Origin of the sequence: Pseudomonas sp. Pseusp97 (assembly GCF_047304025.1) — a bacterium.
In the GTDB taxonomy this organism is placed as follows: domain Bacteria; phylum Pseudomonadota; class Gammaproteobacteria; order Pseudomonadales; family Pseudomonadaceae; genus Pseudomonas.
Window position 1 is genome coordinate 33,471 of the sequence record NZ_JBGLYK010000004.1, and the last position, 21,798, is coordinate 55,268.

The window sequence follows — 21,798 nt, forward strand, 5'->3', positions numbered from 1 at the left end:
CGTGGAGGTTCCCATGAACCAACGATGGTTGATCACCGGTTGTTCCCGTGGCCTGGGGCGAGCGCTGGCCGAAGCCGTGTTGCAGGCCGGCCACCGCCTGCTGGCCACCGCCCGCGATCCGGGTTCGCTGGCGGACCTCGCCCGGCACTACCCGCAGACCCTGCGCCTGGCGGCCCTGGATGTCACCGACCCGGCCGCCGCGCAGGGCGCCGTGGCACAGATCCAGGAGGCGTTCGGCGGGCTCGACGTGCTGGTCAACAACGCCGGCTACGGCAACGTCAACTCGGTGGAAGACACGCCGCTAGAAGAGTTCCGCCGGCAGATCGAGACCAACCTGTTCGGCACCATCATCGTCACCAAGGCGGCCATCCCGCTGCTGCGTCGGCAGCGCAGCGGCCACATCATCCAGCTGTCGTCGGTGGGCGGGCGCATTGGTGCGCCAGGGCGCGCGCCGTATTCGGCGGCGAAGTGGGGCGTGGAAGGCTTCTCCGAAGTGCTGGCGCGCGAAATGGCCCAGGTTGGCGTGCGAGTGACCATCATCGAGCCCGGCGGCCTGCGCACCGACTTCGCCGGCGCCTCGACGACGCTCTCCGAGGGGCGCTTCGAATACGACGCAGTGGTCGGCGCCGTGGCACGCCGCCAGCGGGCCTACGACGGTCAGCAGCCGGGCGATCCGCAGCGGGCCGCGCAGGCGATTCTCGCGGTGGCCTGGATGGATCGTCCGCCGTTGCGCCTGGCCCTGGGGAGCGATGCGCTGCTGGCCATCGAGAACGCCGACAAGGCACGGCTGGCGGAGCTGCGCCTGTGGCGCGAGCTGAGCCATTCCAGCGATTTTCCCCGCTCGTCATGAGCGTTCCCCGCACGGCTCGTGATACCCCCGGATCGCCGTGCGGGGCTTTTTATTCCCCAATCCTCAGCAAGGAGATTCACCATGAACAAGACCCTCACCGCCCTGGCACTGGCCAGCGGCCTGCTCGTCGGTAATGCCTTTGCAGCGCCGGTGAAACCGACGGTAGTGCTGGTGCACGGTGCTTTTGCCGATGCCTCCAGCTGGAACGGCGTGACGCGCATCCTCGAGAGGGACGGCTATTCCGTGATCGCCGCCGCCAACCCGCTGCGTGGCGTGGCTAGCGATGGCGCCTACATCGGCAACATCGTCGGCAGCGTCAAGGGACCGGTGGTGCTGGTGGGCCACTCCTACGGCGGTAACGTGATCAGCGCGGCGGCCAGCGACCGGCCAAACGTCAAGGCGTTGGTCTACGTCGCCGCATTCGCCCCGCAAAAGGGAGAGAGCGCCGCTGAGCTGGCTGGCAAGTTCCCGGGCAGCACCCTCGGCCCGACCCTGGCCGCGCCGGTGGCTCTGGCTGACGGCGGCAAGGACCTGTACATCCAGCAGGACAAGTTCCACGACCAGTTCGCCGCCGATGTACCCGTCGGCGAAGCCGCGCTGATGGCGGCGGCGCAGCGTCCGGTTACCGAGGCGGCTTTGAACGAGAAAGCCGGCGCAGCGGCCTGGACGGCGATCCCTTCATGGTTCGTCTACGGCGACCAGGACCGCAACATTCCTCCGCAGGCGCTGGCTTTCATGGCGAAGCGCGCCCATGCGAAGGATGTCGAGGTGGTCAGTGGGGCATCACATGTGGTCATGGTCTCGCATCCCGAGGCGGTAGCGCGTGCCATCGAAAAGGCGGCCAGCGGGTATTAAGGGACTGATACAACTTGCCCGAAGCATTGGATCGTCGCCCTTGAGAGCCAGGAGATGTTGCAGGCTCGGTAAATCATTCAACTCATTGAGATCCAGCTTTCGTGTTCCTAAGCGCCGAATATGAGAGCGAGGAAGTTCGACGAAGCCCGCTTTCGCAGGCTGCGAAACGCATTGGGATAGCGTGGAGCGGTTTCTCCTAAGGCTGCGTCCTCTGAGTGACGGCCTGGATGCACGCCGTCGCCGCCGTGAAGCTTCAGTGTATCCATGTAGCTTCATTAGGGTAGTGAGCGGGCCGGTACGAGCGCTATTGGGCCACTCGCCTGTTTCTTTTTGGCAGCATAAGAGCAGGTAGCTCAACCGTTAATCCTGGCTTCATGGCTGTGCTGACACAGCCTGAAGCCAAAGTTTTCCACGAATAATGCTGCCTCAGGGGTGCGTCCATTCCGTTTGGCTGAAAAATTGACATGGGAGATCAGCCGACGTTTTGGGGCCTGCTTGTGATTATTCCTGTTGGCGACACCTTCCGACCCAAAGCGGACTCTCAGGGGAGGCGGATTGCCTCGGTGGGCAATACAGCACCGTGGCGTAGGGCAGCAACTGCTTGGTCTCCGGTGGGTTGCCGTCGGTGATGTTGTAGGCGGTTACCGCCAGGTACAAGGCGGCCAGCGAGGTCGGTGGCAGGCGTAGCTTTTAGGTACTACCACCATCGAGGGGCTGCCCTTAATACGGCCGGTGAAGGTACTGCGAGCCAGAGCTTGCCCTGCGCCGCCCGCCAACTGATGCACTGCCATGCACCAACCTGAAAATGAGCCAACAGCTTCACTGAGTTCTCAGACTACCAGTGGCAGGTCCAACTCCAGTCGCAGCAGCCCTTCGCCCCGATCGTCCTCCAGTTGCAGCACCTCACCGTGGAAAATCAATGCCATTCGCTGGACTCGCGCTCGCGCCCAGAGCATCGGCTCGTCGCTCTCCACGCTACCGGTCAGGTGATTCCACGGTGAAATCTCAAGCCGCAGACGCAGCAGTCCCTTGAGGTGCCGCCAGTTGCTCAAATGCAGCCGTACCTCGCCAACATTCGGGTTCACTGAAGCCCCCTGTACCAGTGCTTCCAGCAACTGCCGGTAGTGGCCGGCATCAATCCAGACTTTCTTCAAGCTGAGCAAACCCGGCCCCATATCCAGATGCCGCCCGGCCGATTCCAGCGCCGCGTGCAGCGGGCGGACGATGTCTGCGGTGAGCTGGCCGAGATCATGGGCCTCGCTGACGCGTTCGGCGGCATGGTGCTCCAGGTCCAGCAGCTCCTCGACCTGGCGCAGGCTCGCCAGCATACTCTCCACACCCTCCCAGAGGGCAGCCAGTTCGTTTTTCGGCCCAACCGGCCCAAGACCCTGGCTGACCGCAGCCAAGTGGCCCCGTAAGGACATCAGTCGATCGCGGAGCTCGCCGCCGACTTTCGCCAGCAGGCGTGTCTTGAGGTGATTGCGATAGTGCGCCTCGTACTGTTCGCTGCGCATCTGCGCCAATTGCTCGTCGCGCTCGGCCAGGGAGAACATGCCGCCCACCATGCCGATAAGCCGCCCATCCGTCGCACGATGCGGTATGCACCACGCGTAGTAGGCCTTGGGCACATCGTCCGTGGTTTCTAGGACCACCTCCTGGGTCATCGGCTCCTGGCGCAACAGGGCTTCGTGGTGGCGAGCCGCCGCGCGCTGGCGCATCGTCGGTGACAGCCATTGTGCGTCCTCGAAACGAGTCCCCAGGGCCTCTTCCAGCGATACCCCGGCTCGGATCAAGAATGGTCGGTTGCACAGCAGCAACCGCCCGCCCAGGTCACGCACGAACATCGGGTTCGGCGAGGCGTCGAGCACTGCGCGCAATAACTCCATCTCCCCCGCCAGCTCCGGGTCGACCGTCACCAACGGAGCCGTCTCCGAGGCTCCCAGGCTCCGTGCCACCTCAAGCAATTGGAAGTCGCTGCTGACGTTGAGCTTCTGGTGCAGGCGCATCTTGTACGTGCTGACGGTCTTGTAGCTCAGGCTCAACTGCTCGGAGATTTCCTTGTTGGTGAGCCCTCGGCCGAGCATTTCCAGCACCGTCAATTCGCGCCCGGATAGGCGCTCCAGCTCCGCTCTGGCGTCCTGCTCGGCACCCGCAGGCTTCGCCAGATGGGTAGCCACTCGTGGAAAGTAACTGCGTCCATGCAATACGGCCGTCAGGGCCTTCTCAAGTTCCGCTGGCGATTCCGCCTTGCTGACGAAGGCATCCGCGCCCGCCTGCAACGAGCGTCCAGCGTACACCTCGCTTTCCTGCGCACTGAATACCAGCAGGCGTACGTCAGCCATGGCGGAACGCAGGCGCCGCAGAACATCCAGCCCACCCAGCCGTGGGATCGCCAGCTCCAGGATGACGACGTCCGGGCGCAGTTCGCGGCACTGCGCCAGCGCGTCCTGGCCGTTGTCTGCCTCACCGGCTACCACATGCCCGGCGCGCGTCACCAGGGCGCGCAGGGCGGCGCGGATGATGGGCTGGTTGTCCGCCAGCAAGATTGTGCTCATTGCCTGTTCCCTAGCCTTCCTGTCCCGCTTCCAGCGTAGCCCAGACGCCAGGATGGGAGTCACTCCTACAAATGACCTGCAACGGCTCTGACATTCGGCCAAAGCGGCGCCGAGCAGACTCGCGGCATCCCTTCCGAGCCTCCCGGAGGCCGCCATGAAACCCGCGACTACCCACCTTTCCCGTCTGCGCCGCTGCCGCCTTGCCCAGGCCGTCAGCCTGGTGCTCGCCAGCCTGTTCAGCCTGCGCGTTATGGAAGTCGAAGCCGAGGACAGCGTCGTCGAGGCCGACACCGATGACCTCAACCACCCCTCTGAAGCTGGCGCCGTATTCGACCCACCCACGCCGTCGTACCTGGACGTTGCGTTGCAGGCGGCCCACGACGCCCCCGTGCTGTTCGCCAGCCGCGCGCTGCTGGGGGCACCGGCGCCGATCACAGTCAGCAGCGGAACCGGCTTGAGCGCCGGCGAGCACGATGGCGCCACGCTGAACCTGGCGGGCGCGCTGACCACGGGCGTTAAAGCCAGTACCGATGCCCCGCTCGTATTCACCCACGGCAGCATCCGCACCAGCGCAACCACCGCCGCCCTGGCGAAGGGGCAGACCGGCGCCCTGGTCGAGCAGGGCCGCACACTGCTGATGGGCGACAGCACACTGGCCATCAATCCGCTCACCACGGCCAGCGTGGCGATTACCACCAACGACCTCACCGGCGTGAAAATCGACCGCAATGGCGAGGCCCGGCTGAGCAATGTCGATGTACTGGTCGCCGGCGGCACCAAGGGCAACAACAACCGCGGCATCGTGGTCGATCAGGGCCGACTGGAGATGTCCGGCGGCTCGGTGAATACCCAGTCCTGGGGTTCGGTCGGGCTGTCGCTGGAGCATGGCGCCAGCGCCACCCTGGAGGGCGTTGCCATCAGCACCAGCGGCCTGCGCAATACCAGTACCGGCGGCGCCCACGGCGTCCTGGTGAGCGGCGCAAGCACGCTGTCCGCCACCGGGGTCGGCATCAGCACAAGTGGTGGCTCCGCCTATGGTGTACGGGCGAACGATGGCGCGCAGGTCACGCTTGCCGACAGCAAGGTGAACACCTCCGGAGGCAACGGCCATGGGGTTCTGGCTCGCGACGCAGGCACTAGGGTGACGATTGCCAGCGGCGAAATCGCCACCAGCGGAAAAGGCTCGGTGGGTGTCTGGGCGCGCGATGGCGCCCAGGTGGAAATTGCCAGGACAACCCTCCACACCAGCGGCGCAGCGGTTTCCAGCAGCGCCCCGGTAGACGATGAAAAGTCCCTCAGCCTGAGTCATGGCCTGTTGGCCAGTGGGACCGGCACCCACATCGACGCCGGCGGCGTCACCCTGGACATCGCCGCGGGTAGTGCCAGCGCTGCCCGCGCCGAGGATGGCGGTACGATCACCCTGGCCGACAGCGACATCGCTGTCAGTGGCGTTGCCGCCAGCACCGCCACCACAGCGGCGCTGCATGCCACCGAAGGTGGCCGCATCGAGGCCGCAGGCAACCGCATCGTCAGCAGCGGCACCAACGTCGGCGGCGCGCGCGCCGAGGGTACCGGCAGCAGTATCAGCCTCTCCGACGGCAGTATCACGGTGCGCGGTGCGGGCAGCGTCGCCAACCCCGCGGCCGGCGCTCGGGCGATGGCAGGTGCAGCGGTGACCCTGAGCAACATCGCGCTCGATGTGCATGGCCTGACCTACGGCCATGGCCTCTCTGTCGAGGGCTCCGGCTCCTCCGGCACACTCGAGGGCTCCAGCATCGCGGTGGACGGCAACCGTTCCATCGGCGTGAACATCAGCGGCGGCGGCAACGCAACCGTCAGCAACAGCAGCATCTCGCTAGATGCCCAGCCGGGCGCAGTCGGCCCCTGGTCCCCGGCCGTGCTGGTGGACGGCGCCGGCTCCAGGCTGAAAATGACGGCCAGCGACGTCCGCACCACGCCCAGGACCAGCCAAGGCGTGCAAGTGCGCGAAGGTGCCGATGTCGTGGTTGAACAGGGTAGCGTCACTACTTCCGGCAACTACTCGACGGCACTCGCCGCTGGCAGCTCCTCCACGAGCGCACCTGGCTCCACGCTGGCCATCCGCGACGTCACTGTCACTACCCACGGCGACGACAACGCCATGGGCATCGTCGCCGACCTGGGCGCCACGGTGACCGTCCAGGGCGGCTCGGTCACCACTACCGGAAACGGTTCGCCTGCAGCCGGCAACCTCACCTTTCCCCATGGCCTGGCGGCGCGCAATCCCGGCGCACTGCTGGTGGCCGACGGTACCAGTGTGCGCACCACCGGCTCACAGGCCTACGGCGCCGCCGTGGACGACGGCAGCAGCATGCGCCTGGACAACCTCAGCGTGAAAACCGAGGGGCAATACTCCGTCGGCCTCTATGCCGGTATCGGCTCGGCCAAGCCCGGCGCGGTCAGCCTTACTGCGGACCACGTGAGCGTGGAGACCCTCGGTGACAATGCCGGTGGCGTGCTGGTCAGCCGCCAGTACAAGGATGAAACCGCGACGATCGACCTGGACAATGCCAGCGTGGCCACCCGCGGCGTCCAATCCCACGGCCTGCGCGCCGAATCCGGCGCCGCCTTGCGCGCACAGAACAGCACCGTCGCCACCAGCGGTGAGCAGGCGCTTGGCGTGCTGGCGAACAACACCGCCAGTGCCCGGCTGGACAACGTCAGCGTCGGAACCACGGGCGCGCTGGGTCACGGCATAGTCGCCAAGCAAGCTGGCAGCGTTGATGCCGACCGCCTGGTGGTCAGCGTCACCGGCGAGCAGTCCGCGGCACTCTATGCCCAGGGCACCGATGCTCAATCGGGCAGGATCAGCATCGACCACGGCTCGCTGAGCAACCACGACGGCGCCACCATTGCCACTGCCGGCGCCGCCGACATTACCCTCAGCCACAGCCTGGTCGGCGGCAGCGGCCAATGGCTGAACGTCGACAGCTCGCTGGCCAGCGACGGCAGCAGCATTCCGGACATGGGCACCGGACAGTGGCAGGGTGTCGGCAAAAGCGAAGACGCCGTCGGCAATGCCCGCATCGCATTGTCCACCTCCCTGGTCAGTGGCTCGGCAAAAACCGCCGTGGGCAGCCACTCGGACGTCACTCTACAGAACAGCAGCCTGTGGCAGCTCACCGGCGACTCCAACCTCAGCAGCCTCGGCAACGCCGCCAGCCTGATCGACTTCAGTGCCGATGGCGGCTACAAGACGCTCACTACCAATGACTACCGCGGCGCCAACGGTACCCTGGCCCTGAACACCTACCTGTACAAGGACGACTCGCCGTCCGACCAGTTGGTAATCGACGGCGGCAAGGCCAGCGGCGAGAGCAACCTGCTGATCAAGAATGCCGGCGGCCCGGGGGCCCTGACCCAGGGCAACGGCATCAAGGTCGTGGACGCGGTCAATGGTGGCACCACCCAGGCGGACGCCTTCCGCCTGCTCAACCGGGTCAAGGCCGGCCCTTACGAATACACCCTGCATCGCGCCAGCCTGGACGACAGCAATACAGAAGCCTGGTACCTGCGCTCGGACCAGGCCGCAACACCGGTGGACCCGACCAAACCGGTTGACCCTGTCACCCCGGTTGATCCACGCGAGCCGGATGCCCCTGCTCCGCCGGCCGCCCCGGCAGACCCAGTGGTGCCCAGCGATCCAGCCAGTCCCGTACCGGCGGCCGAACCGATCATTCCGGAGCCGACGGCGCCAGCGGCCCGGCCGAATTATCGCGCCGAAACGTCGCTGTACAGCGTCCTCCCCGCCATGGCGCTGAGCTACAGCCGCGCACTGGTCGACACCCTGCACGAACGAGTCGGCGAAGAAAGGCGCCACGTCAACGAACCGTTGCCCAGTGAGGAGATGGACAACTACGGACCATCCCTGGGATGGGGCCGTCTGATCCATCAGAAGGGTTCCGACTCACTGGGCAACGGGGCGGACTACGACTACCGCATCCAGGCCTTCCAGGTCGGCGCGGACCTCTACCGCAACGAAGACACCGACGGCAGCACCGACCAGGCAGGGCTCTCGCTGCAGGCCGGTCGCATCAAGGGCAGCGTCGATCACACCAACGGGCAGGATGCCGGCGATGACACGCTGCGCTCCTACGGCATCGGCGGCTACTGGACGCACTTCGGTCCTGAAGGCTGGTACCTGGACGGTGTCGTCCAGTTCAACCGCTTCGACCTCAATGCCCGCGCCAATGATGCCGGATCGCTGAAGACCCGCGGCCACGGCGTCACCGCCTCACTGGAGGCCGGCTATCCGTTCAAGCTCGACTCGGACAAAACCCTGCACTTGGAACCCCAGGCGCAGTTGATCGTCAGCAAGCTGAAGCTCGACAACAGCCACGACGATGCCGCCGACGTGCGCTTCGAGGACGTGGACTCGCTGACCGGCCGCCTCGGTGTGCGTGTCGACAAGGACTGGTTCCGCCAGGATGACCAGGGCAGGCAGCGGCGGACCAGCGGGTGGGTACGCCCAAGCATCTGGCACGAGTTCAAGGGCAAGGCCAAGACCGAATTCTCTTCGGCGGATGGCTACATCCCCTTCGGCAGCGACATGAACGGCAGTTGGGGCGAACTCAACCTGGGTGTGGATTATCAGCTCAACGACCGCACCAGCGTCACCGGTTCCCTGGGGTACCAGCGCGCCATTGATGGCGACGGTCGCAGCTACGAGGGCATCCTTGGCATCAAGGTGAAGTTCTGAGGAGAGCGGTTCCCTGCTGGACCGCGCCATGCGCGCCGCCAAGCATTGCGCAGCATGAAATCCGTGCGTATTCGGCGGTCAAGCAACAGGAAGCCCCGTGCCCCAACGGGGCTTCTGCTTCCCGCTATAGGCCTAAATTGGCGGTAGTGTGGGACTCTCCAGGGCGCCCTGACCTGCGTCGCTGTTTCGTCTTATACATCTCGTGATCCGCCAGCATGAGCGCCTCTTCCACGCCCACTTGGCTTGGAATGACAACTGCAACCCCCACGCTGGCGCCTGCATATCTGAAGCGTCTGAGGTCATTGCCCAGATCATAAGTTCCTATGGTCGCCATGGTTAGGCGCTCTTGGAGCAGGTTTGCAGCGTTCTGCATTCCCGGAGCGGGATCGGCACAGATGACGGAAGGGCCCAGCGCTACGACGACAAACTCATCGCCGCCTGTCCGGCCAATCGTGTCGCTCAAGCGGAGGTCTCGCTTAAGTTGGTGGGCGACACAACACAAGAGTTTATCTCCCGCCGCGTGGCCAAACGTGTCGTTGATTTGCTTGAAGCCATCCAGATCGACCACCGCCACGAGAACGCACTTCTCTTCCCGTGCCGCCAGCGCAAGTAGGCGGGCCAAGTTATCCAGGATCGCGCGTCTATTGGAAAGCCCCGTGAGCGAGTCCGTCAGTGCCAGCTTGGTCAATTCGGTGTTGGCGGAATGCAGCTGCTCGACTAGTCGATCGCGCTCTAGGGAGTAGCTAAGCAAACCAGACAGCAGATTAAGTAGCGGTTCTGCATCGGAGGAGGGGGCTACCTGACTGGCACTGGCTCCACAGATTGTGCCCAGGACCTTGCCATCCTGAGCCCTGATGGGGGCGCTGACGTAAGTCTTGATACCTAACGCGGCTGCCGCTTCAGAGTCTCCCCAGCATCCGGCTACGTTATCCGTGAACATCCGGTTCTCTTCCAGCGCACGCTTGCACAATGTGTCTGCCCAGGGCACCACTAGGCCTTCTGGAATGACCAGAGTTCCCGCGTTCCGCGCAAACTCGACGCGCTGAACGCCTTCCTCAGTGTTGATGGTTGTCAGGTACGTCGACTCCATACCGGTCACCCTGCTAAGCAGTGACAACAACGGCCGCGTCAGCTCTTCAAGCGTTCTGGCTTTGGGCACGGTATCGGAGAGAAGCGACAGTATGTGGTCCATTGAGGTACGCCGGCTCGGGAGTTGATTTGAGAGTGTTAGCCAAACGACAGCGCGCGGAAAGGCCCTAAAACTGTTCGCAGATCGTGACCTGTGATTTATGCGGCCGCTTCTTGCAGATCCTCCTTTGGGAGAGGCGTTTGTCGTCGCGGGACAGGACATCAAAAGTCGAGGCGAAAGGGAGCCAAGCTGTACGCAAGAACCCTAACGGTCCTCACGTGAAGAAAATGTCCGCTCCTGGCCGATAGCTGCCGTAGGATCAGGAACGGCTCACTTCGGATATCTCCTGAACTATTGCTGATGGCACAGTTTCAGTCGGCTGCAGGGCTGATGGTTCTAGATCCCGTCGCCAAAAATACGACAGTTGCCGTATAGGAGTGGCCGCGTCCGGTTGAGTATCTTGCCGTCGCGCATCCGGCTCTTCTCTCGCCGTTGGCTCTTGTCTAGTACCTTCAACCGAGTGTTAGAGGTTGGGGGGCACACGGTGATGAGCTCCCTCTTCTTACACAGCCCGCCGTGCCTGCAGGTGCTGAGTAGCTGAATTTCGGAGCCACTCGCTCAGAGATAATGGCAAAACAGCATTAACCCAGGCTACGATGGCGCTGCCACTCTGAACGCACGTGCCAATTCTGCGACTCTTGCTATGCCTCAGGCGCCGAGAGCGAAAGAGTGCGCGCGGCAACTCAGAGGAATGTTGTGAACCGTTGACCGCTTGAACGTCGATTCGCGCAAAGGAGTTGAAACCGCGGCCTCGCCAGGCGCGGCTAGGCCAACCACTTCGGCAATGCACTCCATAAAAACAAGGATGAGTTCGTGGGAGAGATTCGTCTGCCTTCGACTGATGTAGCGTCGGAAGGTTGTCCCTCAGTGTTCGGAGGGTTATCGATTCAGCCAGCCCTGGCGAAATACGCCCAGGCGACCTCTGCACAGTCAGCGCAAGCACTGTCTTGCACGAGAGCTCACTGCTTCCCGTCATGCGAAAAGGAATGACCATGCATAGCAGCAAACGTAGCAAAGCCTTTACCGCCCATTTCGCTCCGTTGCCGCTGGCCGTCAGCATGGCGGCTGCCGGGATGGTTTCCGGATTCTTCAGTCCACAGGCACAGGCCCTGTGTACGACAGTCGGCTCCACTATTTCCTGTACTGGCATCACCGTAGGCCTGGTCACCTCGACCAGCGCCCTGACGGTCAACGTGCAGAACGGCGCGCAGATATATCCCGGCGTTATCGACACAGTCAACGCGGTGTCGCTCACCGGTACCGGCATCACCGTGAACAACGCCGGGCGTATCGACCCTTTGCTGCTGCCGGGCCTGGTTTCCCTGGCGTCCGGGCTTAATCTCAGCAATGCCGCGGGCAGCACGGTGCTGGTAAACAACCTTTCCACCGGCCAGATCATGGGCACTTCCAGCCTGCTCTCGGCGAACCTGCTGGGGCTTGGTGGGATTGGCCTGGTAGTGCAGAACGGCGCGGGCGGTACCACCACGGTGAATAACACCGGACTGATCAGCGGCACTGCGCTGCTTGGCGCCGCTGTACTGCCGGAAGACATGCCCGTGATCGCACTGCGTGGAGGTGCCAGAAACGTGCTGACCAACAATGCGTCCGGCATGATCACGGGCCGCGTGGCGATGCAAGCCTCGGCCGCAGGCAACACCTTCACCAACGCCGGTACGGTCACCGGCAGTATCAACCTGGGCGCCGGCGCCGGTGCTAACACCTACAACGCCATCACCGGCTCCGTGATGAGCGGCGGGGCGGGGGTGGGTGTCGATCTGGGTGTGCTCGGCGGCCTTGGCCTCGCCTACGTGCCGGCGGGCATCGTCAATGGCGGCACCGCCAACAACGGCAACACCCTCAATCTGCATAACGCCATCGGTGGCGGCGTCGGGCTGACGGGCTCTGGCACCATTGACGGCAGCAAATATATCAATTTCAGTAAACTGAACGTCACCAGCGGCACCTGGTCATTGACCAACCAGCTCTTTGCGGGCGGGACGACCAACCCTACGGTCGCGCTCAACGGTGGTCTGCTCAATGTGGACAGCACAGCTCTTACCGGAGCGAGCATTACTGCCAACGGCGGCGGCCTCGGTGCTGCAGTAGCGGGTGCAACGGTGAGCAACGGCATCACCCTCGGTGCCAATGGCCTGCTGGTCAGCAACGGCGCCAATGGCCTGACCCTGTCCGGCGTGCTCACCGGTGCCGGCGCCCTGACCAAGACCGGCACCGGCAACCTGACCCTCAGCGGCGCCAATGACTTCAGCGGCGGCACCACCCTGGCCGCCGGCACCCTGACCCTCGGCAATGCCGCGGCGCTTGGAGCCCAAGGCCTGAACGTGACCGGCGCCAGCGCCCTGGCGAACTCGAGCGGGTTGTCCGTGAACAATGCCATCTTGCTCAACGGCGCTAACCTGACGGTGAACAGCGGCGCTGCCCTGACCTTGGGCGGGGCGATCAACGGCACCGGCTCGCTGACCAAGACCGGCACCGCCGACCTGACCCTGAGCGGCGCCAACAACTTCGGTGGCGGCCTCAACATCAACGCCGGCAAGCTGGTCCTTGCCCACGCCGGGGCCACCGGTGGCGGTACCATCACTGCCGGCGTCGGCGGCACGGCGGCGCTGGACACCAGCACCGGCCAGACCCTGACCAACCTGATCCAGCTCAACGGCAACCTGACCCTGACCGGCAGCAACGACCTGACCCTGGTGGGCAAGATTTCCGGTACCGGCGGGCTGAGCAAGGCCGGGGCCAATACCCTGACCCTGAGCGGTGCCAACGATTTCACCGGCAACTCGACGCTGGGTGGCGGCACCCTGATCCTGCAGAATAATACCGGCCTCGGTAGCAGCCAGCTGACGCTGAGCGCCAACTCCACTCTTGATGCAAGCGGACTTTCGCTAGGCAACAACATCAACTTGGGCACCCGTAACCTGACCCTGACCAACGGCACCGCCACCTCTCTCGGCGGCGCCCTTAGTGGCACGGGTTCGCTGATCAAGAGCGGTGCTGGCGACCTCACCCTGGCAGGTCCCAACGCCAGCTACAACGGCGATGTCCTACTGACCAATGGCACCCTGGTCATTGCCAACGATGCCGCCATCGGCAACGGCAGCCTGCGCACTTCGGCCAATACCACACTGGACAGCGACGCCGCGCGCACCATTAGCAACAACGTCAGCCTGCTCGGCAACCTGAACCTGGCCGGGAGCAACGACCTGGCTTTGAACGGCGACGTTTCCGGCAGCAATGGCAGCCTGACCAAGAACGGCGCGGCCAAGCTGGTCCTCAATGGCATTAACACCTACACCGGCGGCACCCAGGTGACGTCCGGCACCTTGCTGGTCGGGGATAGCAGCCATGCATCGGCCCGCGTCGCTGGTCCGGTTTCGGTGTCCAGCGGCGCTTCGCTGGGTGGCTTCGGCACCGTGGCTGGCAACGTCGATGTGGCCTCCGGCGGTCATCTCGCTTCGGGCGCTCCGGTCGGGGTGTTCACCATCGACGGTGACCTGACCCTGCGCCAGGGCAGCCAGGCCGACTTCAGCCTGGGCGCCTCGAACGGATTCTCCACGCCAGGGGCCAGCCATAGCGTTTCGGTCTCCGGTAACCTGAATCTACTGGGGGCCCAGCTCAACCTGTTCGACGCGGGCGGCTACGGCCCTGGCCTTTATCGGCTGTTCGATTGGGGCGGTGCTCTGACCATGAGCAACGGAGGCCTGGTTCCACCGGCGGGGTCGTCCCTGCAGATCTTGACCGCCAACAAGCAGATCAACCTGATTAATGCGACCAACCTGTCCCTCAACTTCTGGAACGCCGACGGACTTGCGAGTGCCTCGCGGATGGGCGGCGGCTCAGGTATCTGGTCGCAGGCCGGAGCGAACTGGACGGATGCCACGGGCAGCGTCACCGCGTGGCGCAACCCCAATGATGCGTTTTCCATCTTTGGTGGCGCGGCCGGCACGGTGACCGTCGATAACAGCGCTGGCGCCATCGAGGCTCAGGGCATCCAATTCGCCAGCGATGGCTATCGCCTAGTCGGCGACAACCTGGCGCTGACCGGCACCACGCAGGGCGCTCTGGGCGAAGTGCGGGTCGGCGACGGTAGTCAGGTGTCGAGCGACTGGACAGCGTCCGTCGACAACGCACTGATCGGCGCCGGTATCGACAAGACCGGGCTGGGTACGCTGGAACTCAATGGCGCCAACACCTACACCCAGAGCACGCGTCTGAGCCTGGGCACCCTGTCGGTTTCCAGCGATGCCAACCTCGGCGCGTCTTCCGCCAATCTCGATTTTGAAGGAGGCACCCTGCGCGTCACCGGCACCAGCTTCCAGAGCACGGCGCGTAGCGTGGTGTTCGGTTCTGCCGGTGGCGGCATCGATATCGCCGACGCCAGCAACACCTTCAGCCTCGGCCAGGCACTCTCCGGCAGCGGCGCACTGACCAAGCTCGGTGACGGCACACTGGTATTGAGCGGCAGCAACAACTACAGCGGCGGCACACTGATCAGTGCGGGCACGCTCACCGGCTCGGCCGGCAGCTTCGGCAGCGGCGCGATCATCGACAATGCGGCGCTGGTGCTCGACCAAGTCAGTGACGCCACCCTGGGCAATGTCATTTCCGGCAGCGGCTCGCTGACCAAGACCGGTGCCGGCAACCTGACCCTGGGCAGCAACAGCTACAGCGGCGGCACACTGATCAGCGCAGGCACGCTCACCGGCTCGGCTGACAGCTTCGGCAGCGGTGCCATCACCAACAACGCACGCCTGATTCTCGATCAGGACAGCACCGCCAGCTTCGCCAATGTCATGTCCGGCAGCGGCAGCCTGGTCAAGCGCGGGACCGGCGTCCTGGAACTGGAAAGCGACTCCAGCGTCGGCGGCGGTACCCAGGTGCAAGGAGGGCGACTGGTCGTTGGCGGCAGCGCGGGTTCGAGCGCGCGCTTGACCAGTAACGTGGACGTCGCCAGCGGCGCTACGCTGGGTGGCCACGGCGTCATCGACGGCAATGTCACCCTTGTCAGCGGTGCGAAACTGGCGCCGGGCAATTCCATCGGCACCCTGACCGTGGATGGCGACGTGACCCTGGGTGCCGGCTCGATCCTGGAAGTCGAAAGCGCGCCGGATGGCAGCTCGGACCGGCTCATTTCCACCGGCGCCGTCAATCTGAATGGCGCCAATCTCAACGTACTCGCCGGTACGGGGAATTGGGCGCCCGGCACCTTCTACGGCATCATCCAGGCCGCGTCGCTCACCGGCAGCTTCGCCGCTGTCAGCAGCAATCTGGCGTTCCTCACCCCGGAGCTGGCTTACAGCGCCACCGGCGTGGAGCTGACCCTGGAGCGCAACGACGTCAGCTTCATCTCGGCGGGCCGTACCTACAACCAGCGCTCAGCCGCCGCCGGCGTCGAATCGCTCGCAACGGGCACGCTGTACAACGCCATCAGCTTGCTCACCGCCGAGCAGGCTCAAGCTGCCTACGACAATCTCTCCGGCGAACTGCATGCCAGCACCCAGGGGGCGCTGTTCGACGACAGCCGCTATGTGCGCGATGCCATTGGCCAGCGCCTGCGTGCAGCCCAGGGGCAAGCCTCCACCGACGCCATCCTGCACACTGACGCCGACAGTGGCATGACCTTCTGGTTGCAGGGCTATGGCGGCTGGGGCGACAGCAGCGGCAACAGCAATACTGCGCGCCTGGATCACGACAGCCGCGGCACCCTGCTGGGCATCGACCTGCCGGTGGGCGACAACTGGCGCGTTGGCGTCGCGGCGGGCTATGGCACCAGCAAGCTCGACGTCGACGCGCGCAGCTCCTCGGCCGAGATCGACAGCACCTCGCTGACCCTGTTCGCCTCCGGCCAATGGGAGGCCCTGAACCTGCGCGTCGGCGCCTCGCACGCCTGGAACGACATCGACAGCAGTCGCCACGTGCGGGTCGGTAGCCTCGCCGAGCACGACAAGGCCAGCTACGACGCCAACACCACGCAAGTCTTCGGCGAACTGGGCTACGCCATCGCCGCCGGCGACTTCACCCTGGAACCCTTCGCCGGTCTGGCACACGTCAAGGTCGACAGCGACAGCTTTAAGGAACACGGCGGCAGCACCGCGCTGCGTGGCAACAGCGAGCAGGACGAGGTGACCTACGGCACCCTTGGCCTGCACGCCTCCACGGCGCTGACCACAGTGGGCTCGGTGCCGCTCGCCCTGCAAGGCACGCTAGGCTGGCAACATGCGTTCGACGATCTCGATCCGAAGCGCCAGCTGTCGTTCGCCGGCGGCGACGCGTTCACTGTCAAGGGCACGCCACTGGCACAGGACACCGCGCTGGCACAGTTTGGCGTCACCGCGCAGGTTGCCAGCGGCACCACGGTGGACCTGGGTTATTCCGGGCAGTTCGGCGATGGCTACAAGGACAACGGGATTCGCCTGGGGCTAAACGTGAGCTTCTGAACAGGGACGCGTAGAGGACGCTCAAGCACCGGGACCTGGGCTTGCTGGAGGCTCTCATCTGAGATGAGAGCCTCCGCGCCCATTGGCCATCCAGCGCTGCAAGGTGCAGCCAACATTACTGAGAGCAACCTTAGCTTCGGGGCCGATGTCTGCTACCGACCCATAGCGGACGCCTAATGAGTGCTTTCAGATCAATGCCGTAAGATATGATTTCTATTTTCGCGTGTATGGAAGGGCCGGAAAATGGAGGGATTTTCAAACCTGTTATGGCAATGGTACGGCGCTGAGCAGGAGGCGAAAATTGCCGCAATTTCCAGGCTCGTTGGTGCGCTTGAGTTTCTTGCAGCAGACGCAGCGGTGCAGAGAGATATTGTTCCCGATTGCCCCATATGTGAGGCATGGTCGTCGCACATGTTGCTGGTTCATGATGCGATCAGTATCTGTGGAGCTGCTTTGCCCGATGAGATCAGGATTCAACTCGATCGAGTCTGGGAGCTATGCTCCGCGATAAACGAGTTAAACCTTCCTTGCCATGATCGAGATGTCTTTGAGCAGCAGCCATGGCAGCCGTTACGTGCGGCGGCCAGTTACATGCTTCTCCGGATGGGAGTGGTAGAAGTAAAAACATGTCTGGCCGAGTTGTCCCCGTGATTTTTCGGTGGATTGGGCGATGATTGTGCGTTTAGACATCCGCTTCTGGCCGGGTACCGAGTCAGTGGGGGCTTGCGGCAGTGAACCTGGCAAAGCGTGGGCGCTCACCATCCATAGTCATCCATGATGTTCTTGAACTGATTTGCCAGCTTCACTCGACATTCTGACTCGTGGGCACTGGACCAAGCCCCACCATAGGTGTCGCTCATGGAGCGGCAGAAATCGGCGCGGAACCGTTCCCAATGATCTTTTGCCGATGCAAGCCGGCTGGCCGAGTCTTTTTTTGGCTCCTGTTCAGCTTCTTTCATGAGTTGTTTGTATCTCTTATCCATATCCTCATTAGACTTTTTCCAGGCTGGATAGCTTTCGTTGGCGTACTCAACCATGGCGGGTTCTGCTGTCGAGTAAAGAGGTAGCGTTGCGACCAAGAGCAGCGGTATTCGGCGAACCGCTGCCGAGAAAGTGGGGCCAGTCGAGAAGCGACTAGCGCGAGCGCGTGGTGCAGGCATCTTTGTTCATCCTTGAGCGGCGGGCCTGGCATTGAGCATAGATGAGAGTCCGCTAATGGCCGTTTTCTGCCTGTCGCCTCTTCGGCGTGACTGGTCAAGTCGGATGCTAACGGTGGTCAGCGGCAATGCAATTGGGCAGTCAAGTGCGATGCAATTACGCACACGGGCGATTGAGTCCTAGTTTCAATGCTTGCTTCTGCTCTCAAAGGCACTGCGGCGAGAGCAAACGGTGAATAGCATTCACGTGGTTTAGCATTTGATTGCTCCGTTGGCTTACGGCTCCAAGGAAGGGATATGGAAAAAAGAAAGCTCACTCGACGCGCGCTAATCATCGCCTGCGCATGTGTTGTCACGGACACTGCACTCGCAAGGGGCGGCAGGGGAGGTCGAGGCTGACCGGTGCGACCAGTGCCAAGAAACATACTTGCCACACTTTGCAATTACCTCCGAGCCGCAGTGTTGGCAGATACCGCGTCGCTTCGGGGTGGGAGGTGTGCGGACACCATTGACGTTGGCGTACTTCATTGAGGCCCCTGAGGCAGAGTGGAGCTCGGCGGATTGCTTAGCGTCCCTTAGCTAAGCAGGTGCCCTCCTGACCCTGATAGCTGAAATCGGCAAAAGTGCTCACCCCGATGCGCTCACCTGGCTCTATACCCTCTGCGGGGGCAGAGGGTACTGGCAGTAGCGATGTGAGGAGCCAAGATCTGCTCGCACAATGCCGATCAAATGGTGCGCGGCTCGAATCACTCGGGTTTTGGGTATTCAATCAGGTCAGCAATTGCTGCATGAACGCTGGAGGTTGGATGCACTGATCCATTAAACCAGTCCGGCAAAATCGCTCTGTTTTTGGGGTTGAATCGCACCTGTGTCATGAACGCGTCGTTGCCCGTTCTCAGTGAGCGAGCGCGGGTACTCGAGTGAGCGTTCCATTCTGCAAAGCTACCCAGTGGAGTCATCGACGGGGAGGCGAGGGGGGGGGTACTTGTCCACGCAAACCTGTCGTCAACTGAGCAGTTCCCTAGCGTCTCGCACTCGGGGCTAACAGAGCAGAGTGATCGCCCTGCGAAGGCAGGCTGAGAGTCAATCGTTCCCCATTGCAGTGCATTGATCGCTCGCTGTTGGTCGGCTCTCAGCGGGGCTATGAAGCTATTCTCAATGTATCGTGCGTCCTCCGGGTCAATCAGGAACATGAAGTACTTGGCGCGAGCATGGAACGCCCTGGAGAAGCCTGACTGCTTCACCACTCGCTCTGTCATGGCAACATTCCCCATGTCCAAGCGTTTTCCGCAGAGCTTTGGCAGCGGTGACTGAAGGGGATTGGGATAGAGCATGACTTTGACTTTTGAGCTTGAGATGCCGAGGTTCTTGTCTAGGGTCTGGCCAATATCAGAGTAGAGATTCGACATGTTTTCCTGAGAGGCTCTGGCTCCGTCCTTTGGGTTAATGACGTTTAGAACTCCTCGCAAGATCGATAGCCACCTTTGCTTGGCGGCATCGTTGGACTCTCCTGCGACCTTCAAGAGCACGTTGCTCGAATCTGACCAATCACTTCGGTAGATCGACTTAGGTACCAGCCCCCAAGTCACTACTCCGGCGAAACCGACATCGTTGCCACCGAAAGCCATCAAAACCTCGTCGACAGGTTGGAGGGCTTTGCTGCAAGCGTCGACCTTTACTACCCCGTAGTACTTGCGGCTACCGAGCGCTGTGACCTCATTTCGGTACTTCACTGTCCCTCCACGATGAGGTGTCTCAGGACACAAAAGGTGGAGGGCAGCGTTCAGCTGTGACTTGTTGAGGGCTTTTTTATCGAGCTCGGCCTCTTCGCGCGGTTGGCCCGCGACTCTTGGGGTGAGCTCCAGATAGTTACCTCCATCGCGACTGTCCCAGATCCGCACGCGATTGGAGATGTCATCGGCAGGAGGGTTGATTTGAGCGCGGAAGAAACCGTCGTAGGCCTCTGCACCCGAACAGCTGAAGGACGCGAATCTGACAACCATGTGCGGATCAGAAGCCGCGATCTTCATCGCATACAGAGACTGCCAGGAGAGAAGTGAGCGGTGACAGGTAGTGTCCCACCAGTCTGCTCCGCTCGAGAATCGCCAACCAGCCATGTTGCGAGAGCTCAGGATTTCGCTGCCTTTCTCAAGTCCTTGCGTTGAAGCATCTGTGCCGACTGCTGCTCTATCGGGGTTACCCTCGCCACTCGCGAAAGAGTCCCCGAACGCAAGGATGGTACGGGTTCTGATGAAGACATCGGTCTTTCCTTCGTCCCCCTCAGAAGGCACAACCGTGAGCTTCATCTTCACTGATTCGGGCAGGTCGATCTTGATTTCGTCCTCACATGGTGCAGATTTTCCGTACTGCTTTCCGTCGACGAACCAGGTGCATTGAGCACCGAGCGGCACCCCACTTACTACGGGGATGATCGTGTGCTTTCGCCTGAATAGAGCTGCCTTCTCGTACAACCCCGTAGCAGGGTTCCACAGGGTCTCGGAGGTCTTTGGCAGCAATGCCCTAAGGCTTGTTGCGTCCTGTGATGCGAGAAATTGAGCGGCCGACATGCCTGGCGACCACGCGGCTTTGATTTTTTTGAATGCCTCCGTTCCTCTAAAGAGGGGAAAGCCGTTCTCTACCGACCAAGTCAACTCTGTAGCAAGCGAGGGAAGAGACGCAGCTAGTCCAACCACCAGTAGTAGTGCGCGCATCGCGAATCCTTTCGTAAGCGTTGGGGGAGGCAGAGGCGATCGGCATTGGGTTGTAGGTAGTGCCGTCCGAAGCCTCTGTCGGTAGGATTTTTCAGGACTGGGCGCCCGCTAGCGCACTGCCTTTACATTTCCAATGGTTCGGATGGCTTGTGCCAGTCCCAAGGCGCGTCCTACGCAGGAGATCTGGATGCGCTCAAAAAGACCCGTATCGCTGGAGAACTGAACCTCCTCGTAGCGGACTACTGGCAGCTTGCGGTTGTTCTTGAAGCGTTTGTCTGGCCCACCTTTCTTGTTCACAAATTTCCAGGTAGTGCTGACGATCTCGGAGTCCTTTGGAACGGCCCCGTCCTCGATGAAATTGGTAGTTGAGATGTCCACTCGCAGGTTTTCATAGGACACGGCGCCCACGCCATTGGGTTCGAAAACAAGCACCTTGTCGGGAAAGAAGTAGAGCGTCTGGCGACCTACAGGAATGCTTGGCGTGGCGACGTTTGTCTTCACAAAAGGTGGGTTCTTAAGTGTCAGAGCTATGGAGCCCCTGGTTACCAAGTGACTGGCGCCGGCGTGATACTTGCTGTCCAGTACCTTCCCTTTGGCCTGCAGATGCCAGGTGGCCCGACAGCTTCGTACCCCGTCAAAAGCAGCGTGTAGTTGCTCGACGAAGTTGGCGTATTCCGACTCAATGTCATAGAGCATCACTGTCGTCTTTCGCAGTAGATCCCAGTAATAGGTCGCTACTGTTAGCAGTCCTCCAACGATTAGAGCGGTGAGGCCAGCCCAGGGAGGGAGCTGCTTATTGGCTAGGAGGATGTACACGCCAACCGTCAGCGCGGCAGCGAGGGGCCAGAGGCGAAAGCGTTTGCGCTTGGCATTGAGCTCGTCGACGAGCGCTTGAGACGAGGAGTCCACCATTAGCCCGATTTCGCCACTTTCAATTTCCTGTAGTGGCGCATGTGTGGTTGATCGGGGCTCTATGAGTTCTGGTGCTGGAAGGCGCGTTGGTTTTGTCCGCGTAGCAGCGGGTGCTGAGGGGGACAGGGTCTGTCGGTAGTAAAGCCCTCCGCGGCCCATATGGATGTAGTTGCCCCTCGGGCCTGTGCCAACTCGAAGTCCTTTGATGCCGGCAGAGACGCCGATTCCGGATTTCGACAGGTTGAATTTGAACGGGCCAACTCGTACTGACTTTCGAACATACAAACCCATGTTCCCTCCGGGCCTGGCGACTGGTTGCTTGCGGTGAAGCCTCCCTCCACCGCATGGTCTTTATTAGGGAGGCAACGCAGTGCCT

9 protein-coding genes are annotated in these 21,798 nt (G+C 62.5%); 4 read left to right on the forward strand and 5 right to left on the reverse strand.

What is annotated here, in order from left to right; translation table 11 throughout:
• The first annotated feature begins 13 nt into the window (after window positions 1-13).
• Together ACCC94_RS01795 and ACCC94_RS01800 are read left to right on the forward strand one after the other, a co-directional pair.
• Entirely contained in the window at window positions 14-850 is an 837-nt protein-coding gene (locus ACCC94_RS01795) for an oxidoreductase (RefSeq protein WP_413347757.1), read from the forward strand.
• Window positions 851-931: 81 nt separating this feature from the next.
• Window positions 932-1,705 carry an alpha/beta fold hydrolase gene (locus tag ACCC94_RS01800; protein WP_413347758.1) on the forward strand — a complete coding sequence of 258 codons (774 nt, stop codon included), beginning with the start codon at window positions 932-934 and terminating at the stop codon, window positions 1,703-1,705.
• 830 nt (window positions 1,706-2,535) lie between these two features.
• Here the strand turns inward: ACCC94_RS01800 and ACCC94_RS01805 are convergent.
• Window positions 2,536-4,260: a response regulator gene (locus ACCC94_RS01805; protein ID WP_413347759.1), complete on the reverse strand. Its 1,725-nt coding sequence runs from the start codon at window positions 4,258-4,260 to the stop codon at window positions 2,536-2,538.
• Window positions 4,261-4,414: 154 nt separating this feature from the next.
• Between ACCC94_RS01805 and ACCC94_RS01810 the strand changes: the two genes are divergently transcribed.
• Window positions 4,415-8,998, forward strand: a complete 4,584-nt coding sequence (locus ACCC94_RS01810; RefSeq protein WP_413347760.1) for an autotransporter outer membrane beta-barrel domain-containing protein — start codon at window positions 4,415-4,417, stop codon at window positions 8,996-8,998.
• A 124-nt stretch (window positions 8,999-9,122) separates the two neighbouring features.
• Here ACCC94_RS01810 and ACCC94_RS01815 read toward each other — a convergent pair whose 3' ends face one another.
• Window positions 9,123-10,190 (reverse strand): diguanylate cyclase, encoded by a 1,068-nt coding sequence (locus ACCC94_RS01815; protein ID WP_413347761.1) that lies wholly within the window; start codon window positions 10,188-10,190, stop codon window positions 9,123-9,125.
• A 989-nt stretch (window positions 10,191-11,179) separates the two neighbouring features.
• On the opposite strand from ACCC94_RS01815, the gene ACCC94_RS01820 reads away from it, so the two are divergent.
• Window positions 11,180-16,642 carry an autotransporter domain-containing protein gene (locus tag ACCC94_RS01820; RefSeq protein ID WP_413347762.1) on the forward strand — a complete coding sequence of 1,821 codons (5,463 nt, stop codon included), beginning with the start codon at window positions 11,180-11,182 and terminating at the stop codon, window positions 16,640-16,642.
• Window positions 16,643-17,397: 755 nt separating this feature from the next.
• Here ACCC94_RS01820 and ACCC94_RS01825 read toward each other — a convergent pair.
• The 3 genes from ACCC94_RS01825 to ACCC94_RS01835 all read right to left on the reverse strand — a co-directional run bounded on the left by ACCC94_RS01825 (window position 17,398) and on the right by ACCC94_RS01835 (window position 21,713).
• Complete coding sequence (locus tag ACCC94_RS01825) at window positions 17,398-17,679, reverse strand: lysozyme inhibitor LprI family protein (protein WP_259755671.1); 282 nt, start codon at window positions 17,677-17,679, stop codon at window positions 17,398-17,400.
• 866 nt (window positions 17,680-18,545) lie between these two features.
• Window positions 18,546-20,510: a hypothetical protein gene (locus tag ACCC94_RS01830; RefSeq protein WP_413347763.1), complete on the reverse strand. Its 1,965-nt coding sequence runs from the start codon at window positions 20,508-20,510 to the stop codon at window positions 18,546-18,548.
• 108 nt (window positions 20,511-20,618) lie between these two features.
• On the reverse strand, window positions 20,619-21,713 hold the full coding sequence (locus ACCC94_RS01835; RefSeq protein WP_169939646.1) for a DUF4236 domain-containing protein: 1,095 nt from the start codon (window positions 21,711-21,713) through the stop codon (window positions 20,619-20,621).
• Window positions 21,714-21,798: the final 85 nt, after the last annotated feature.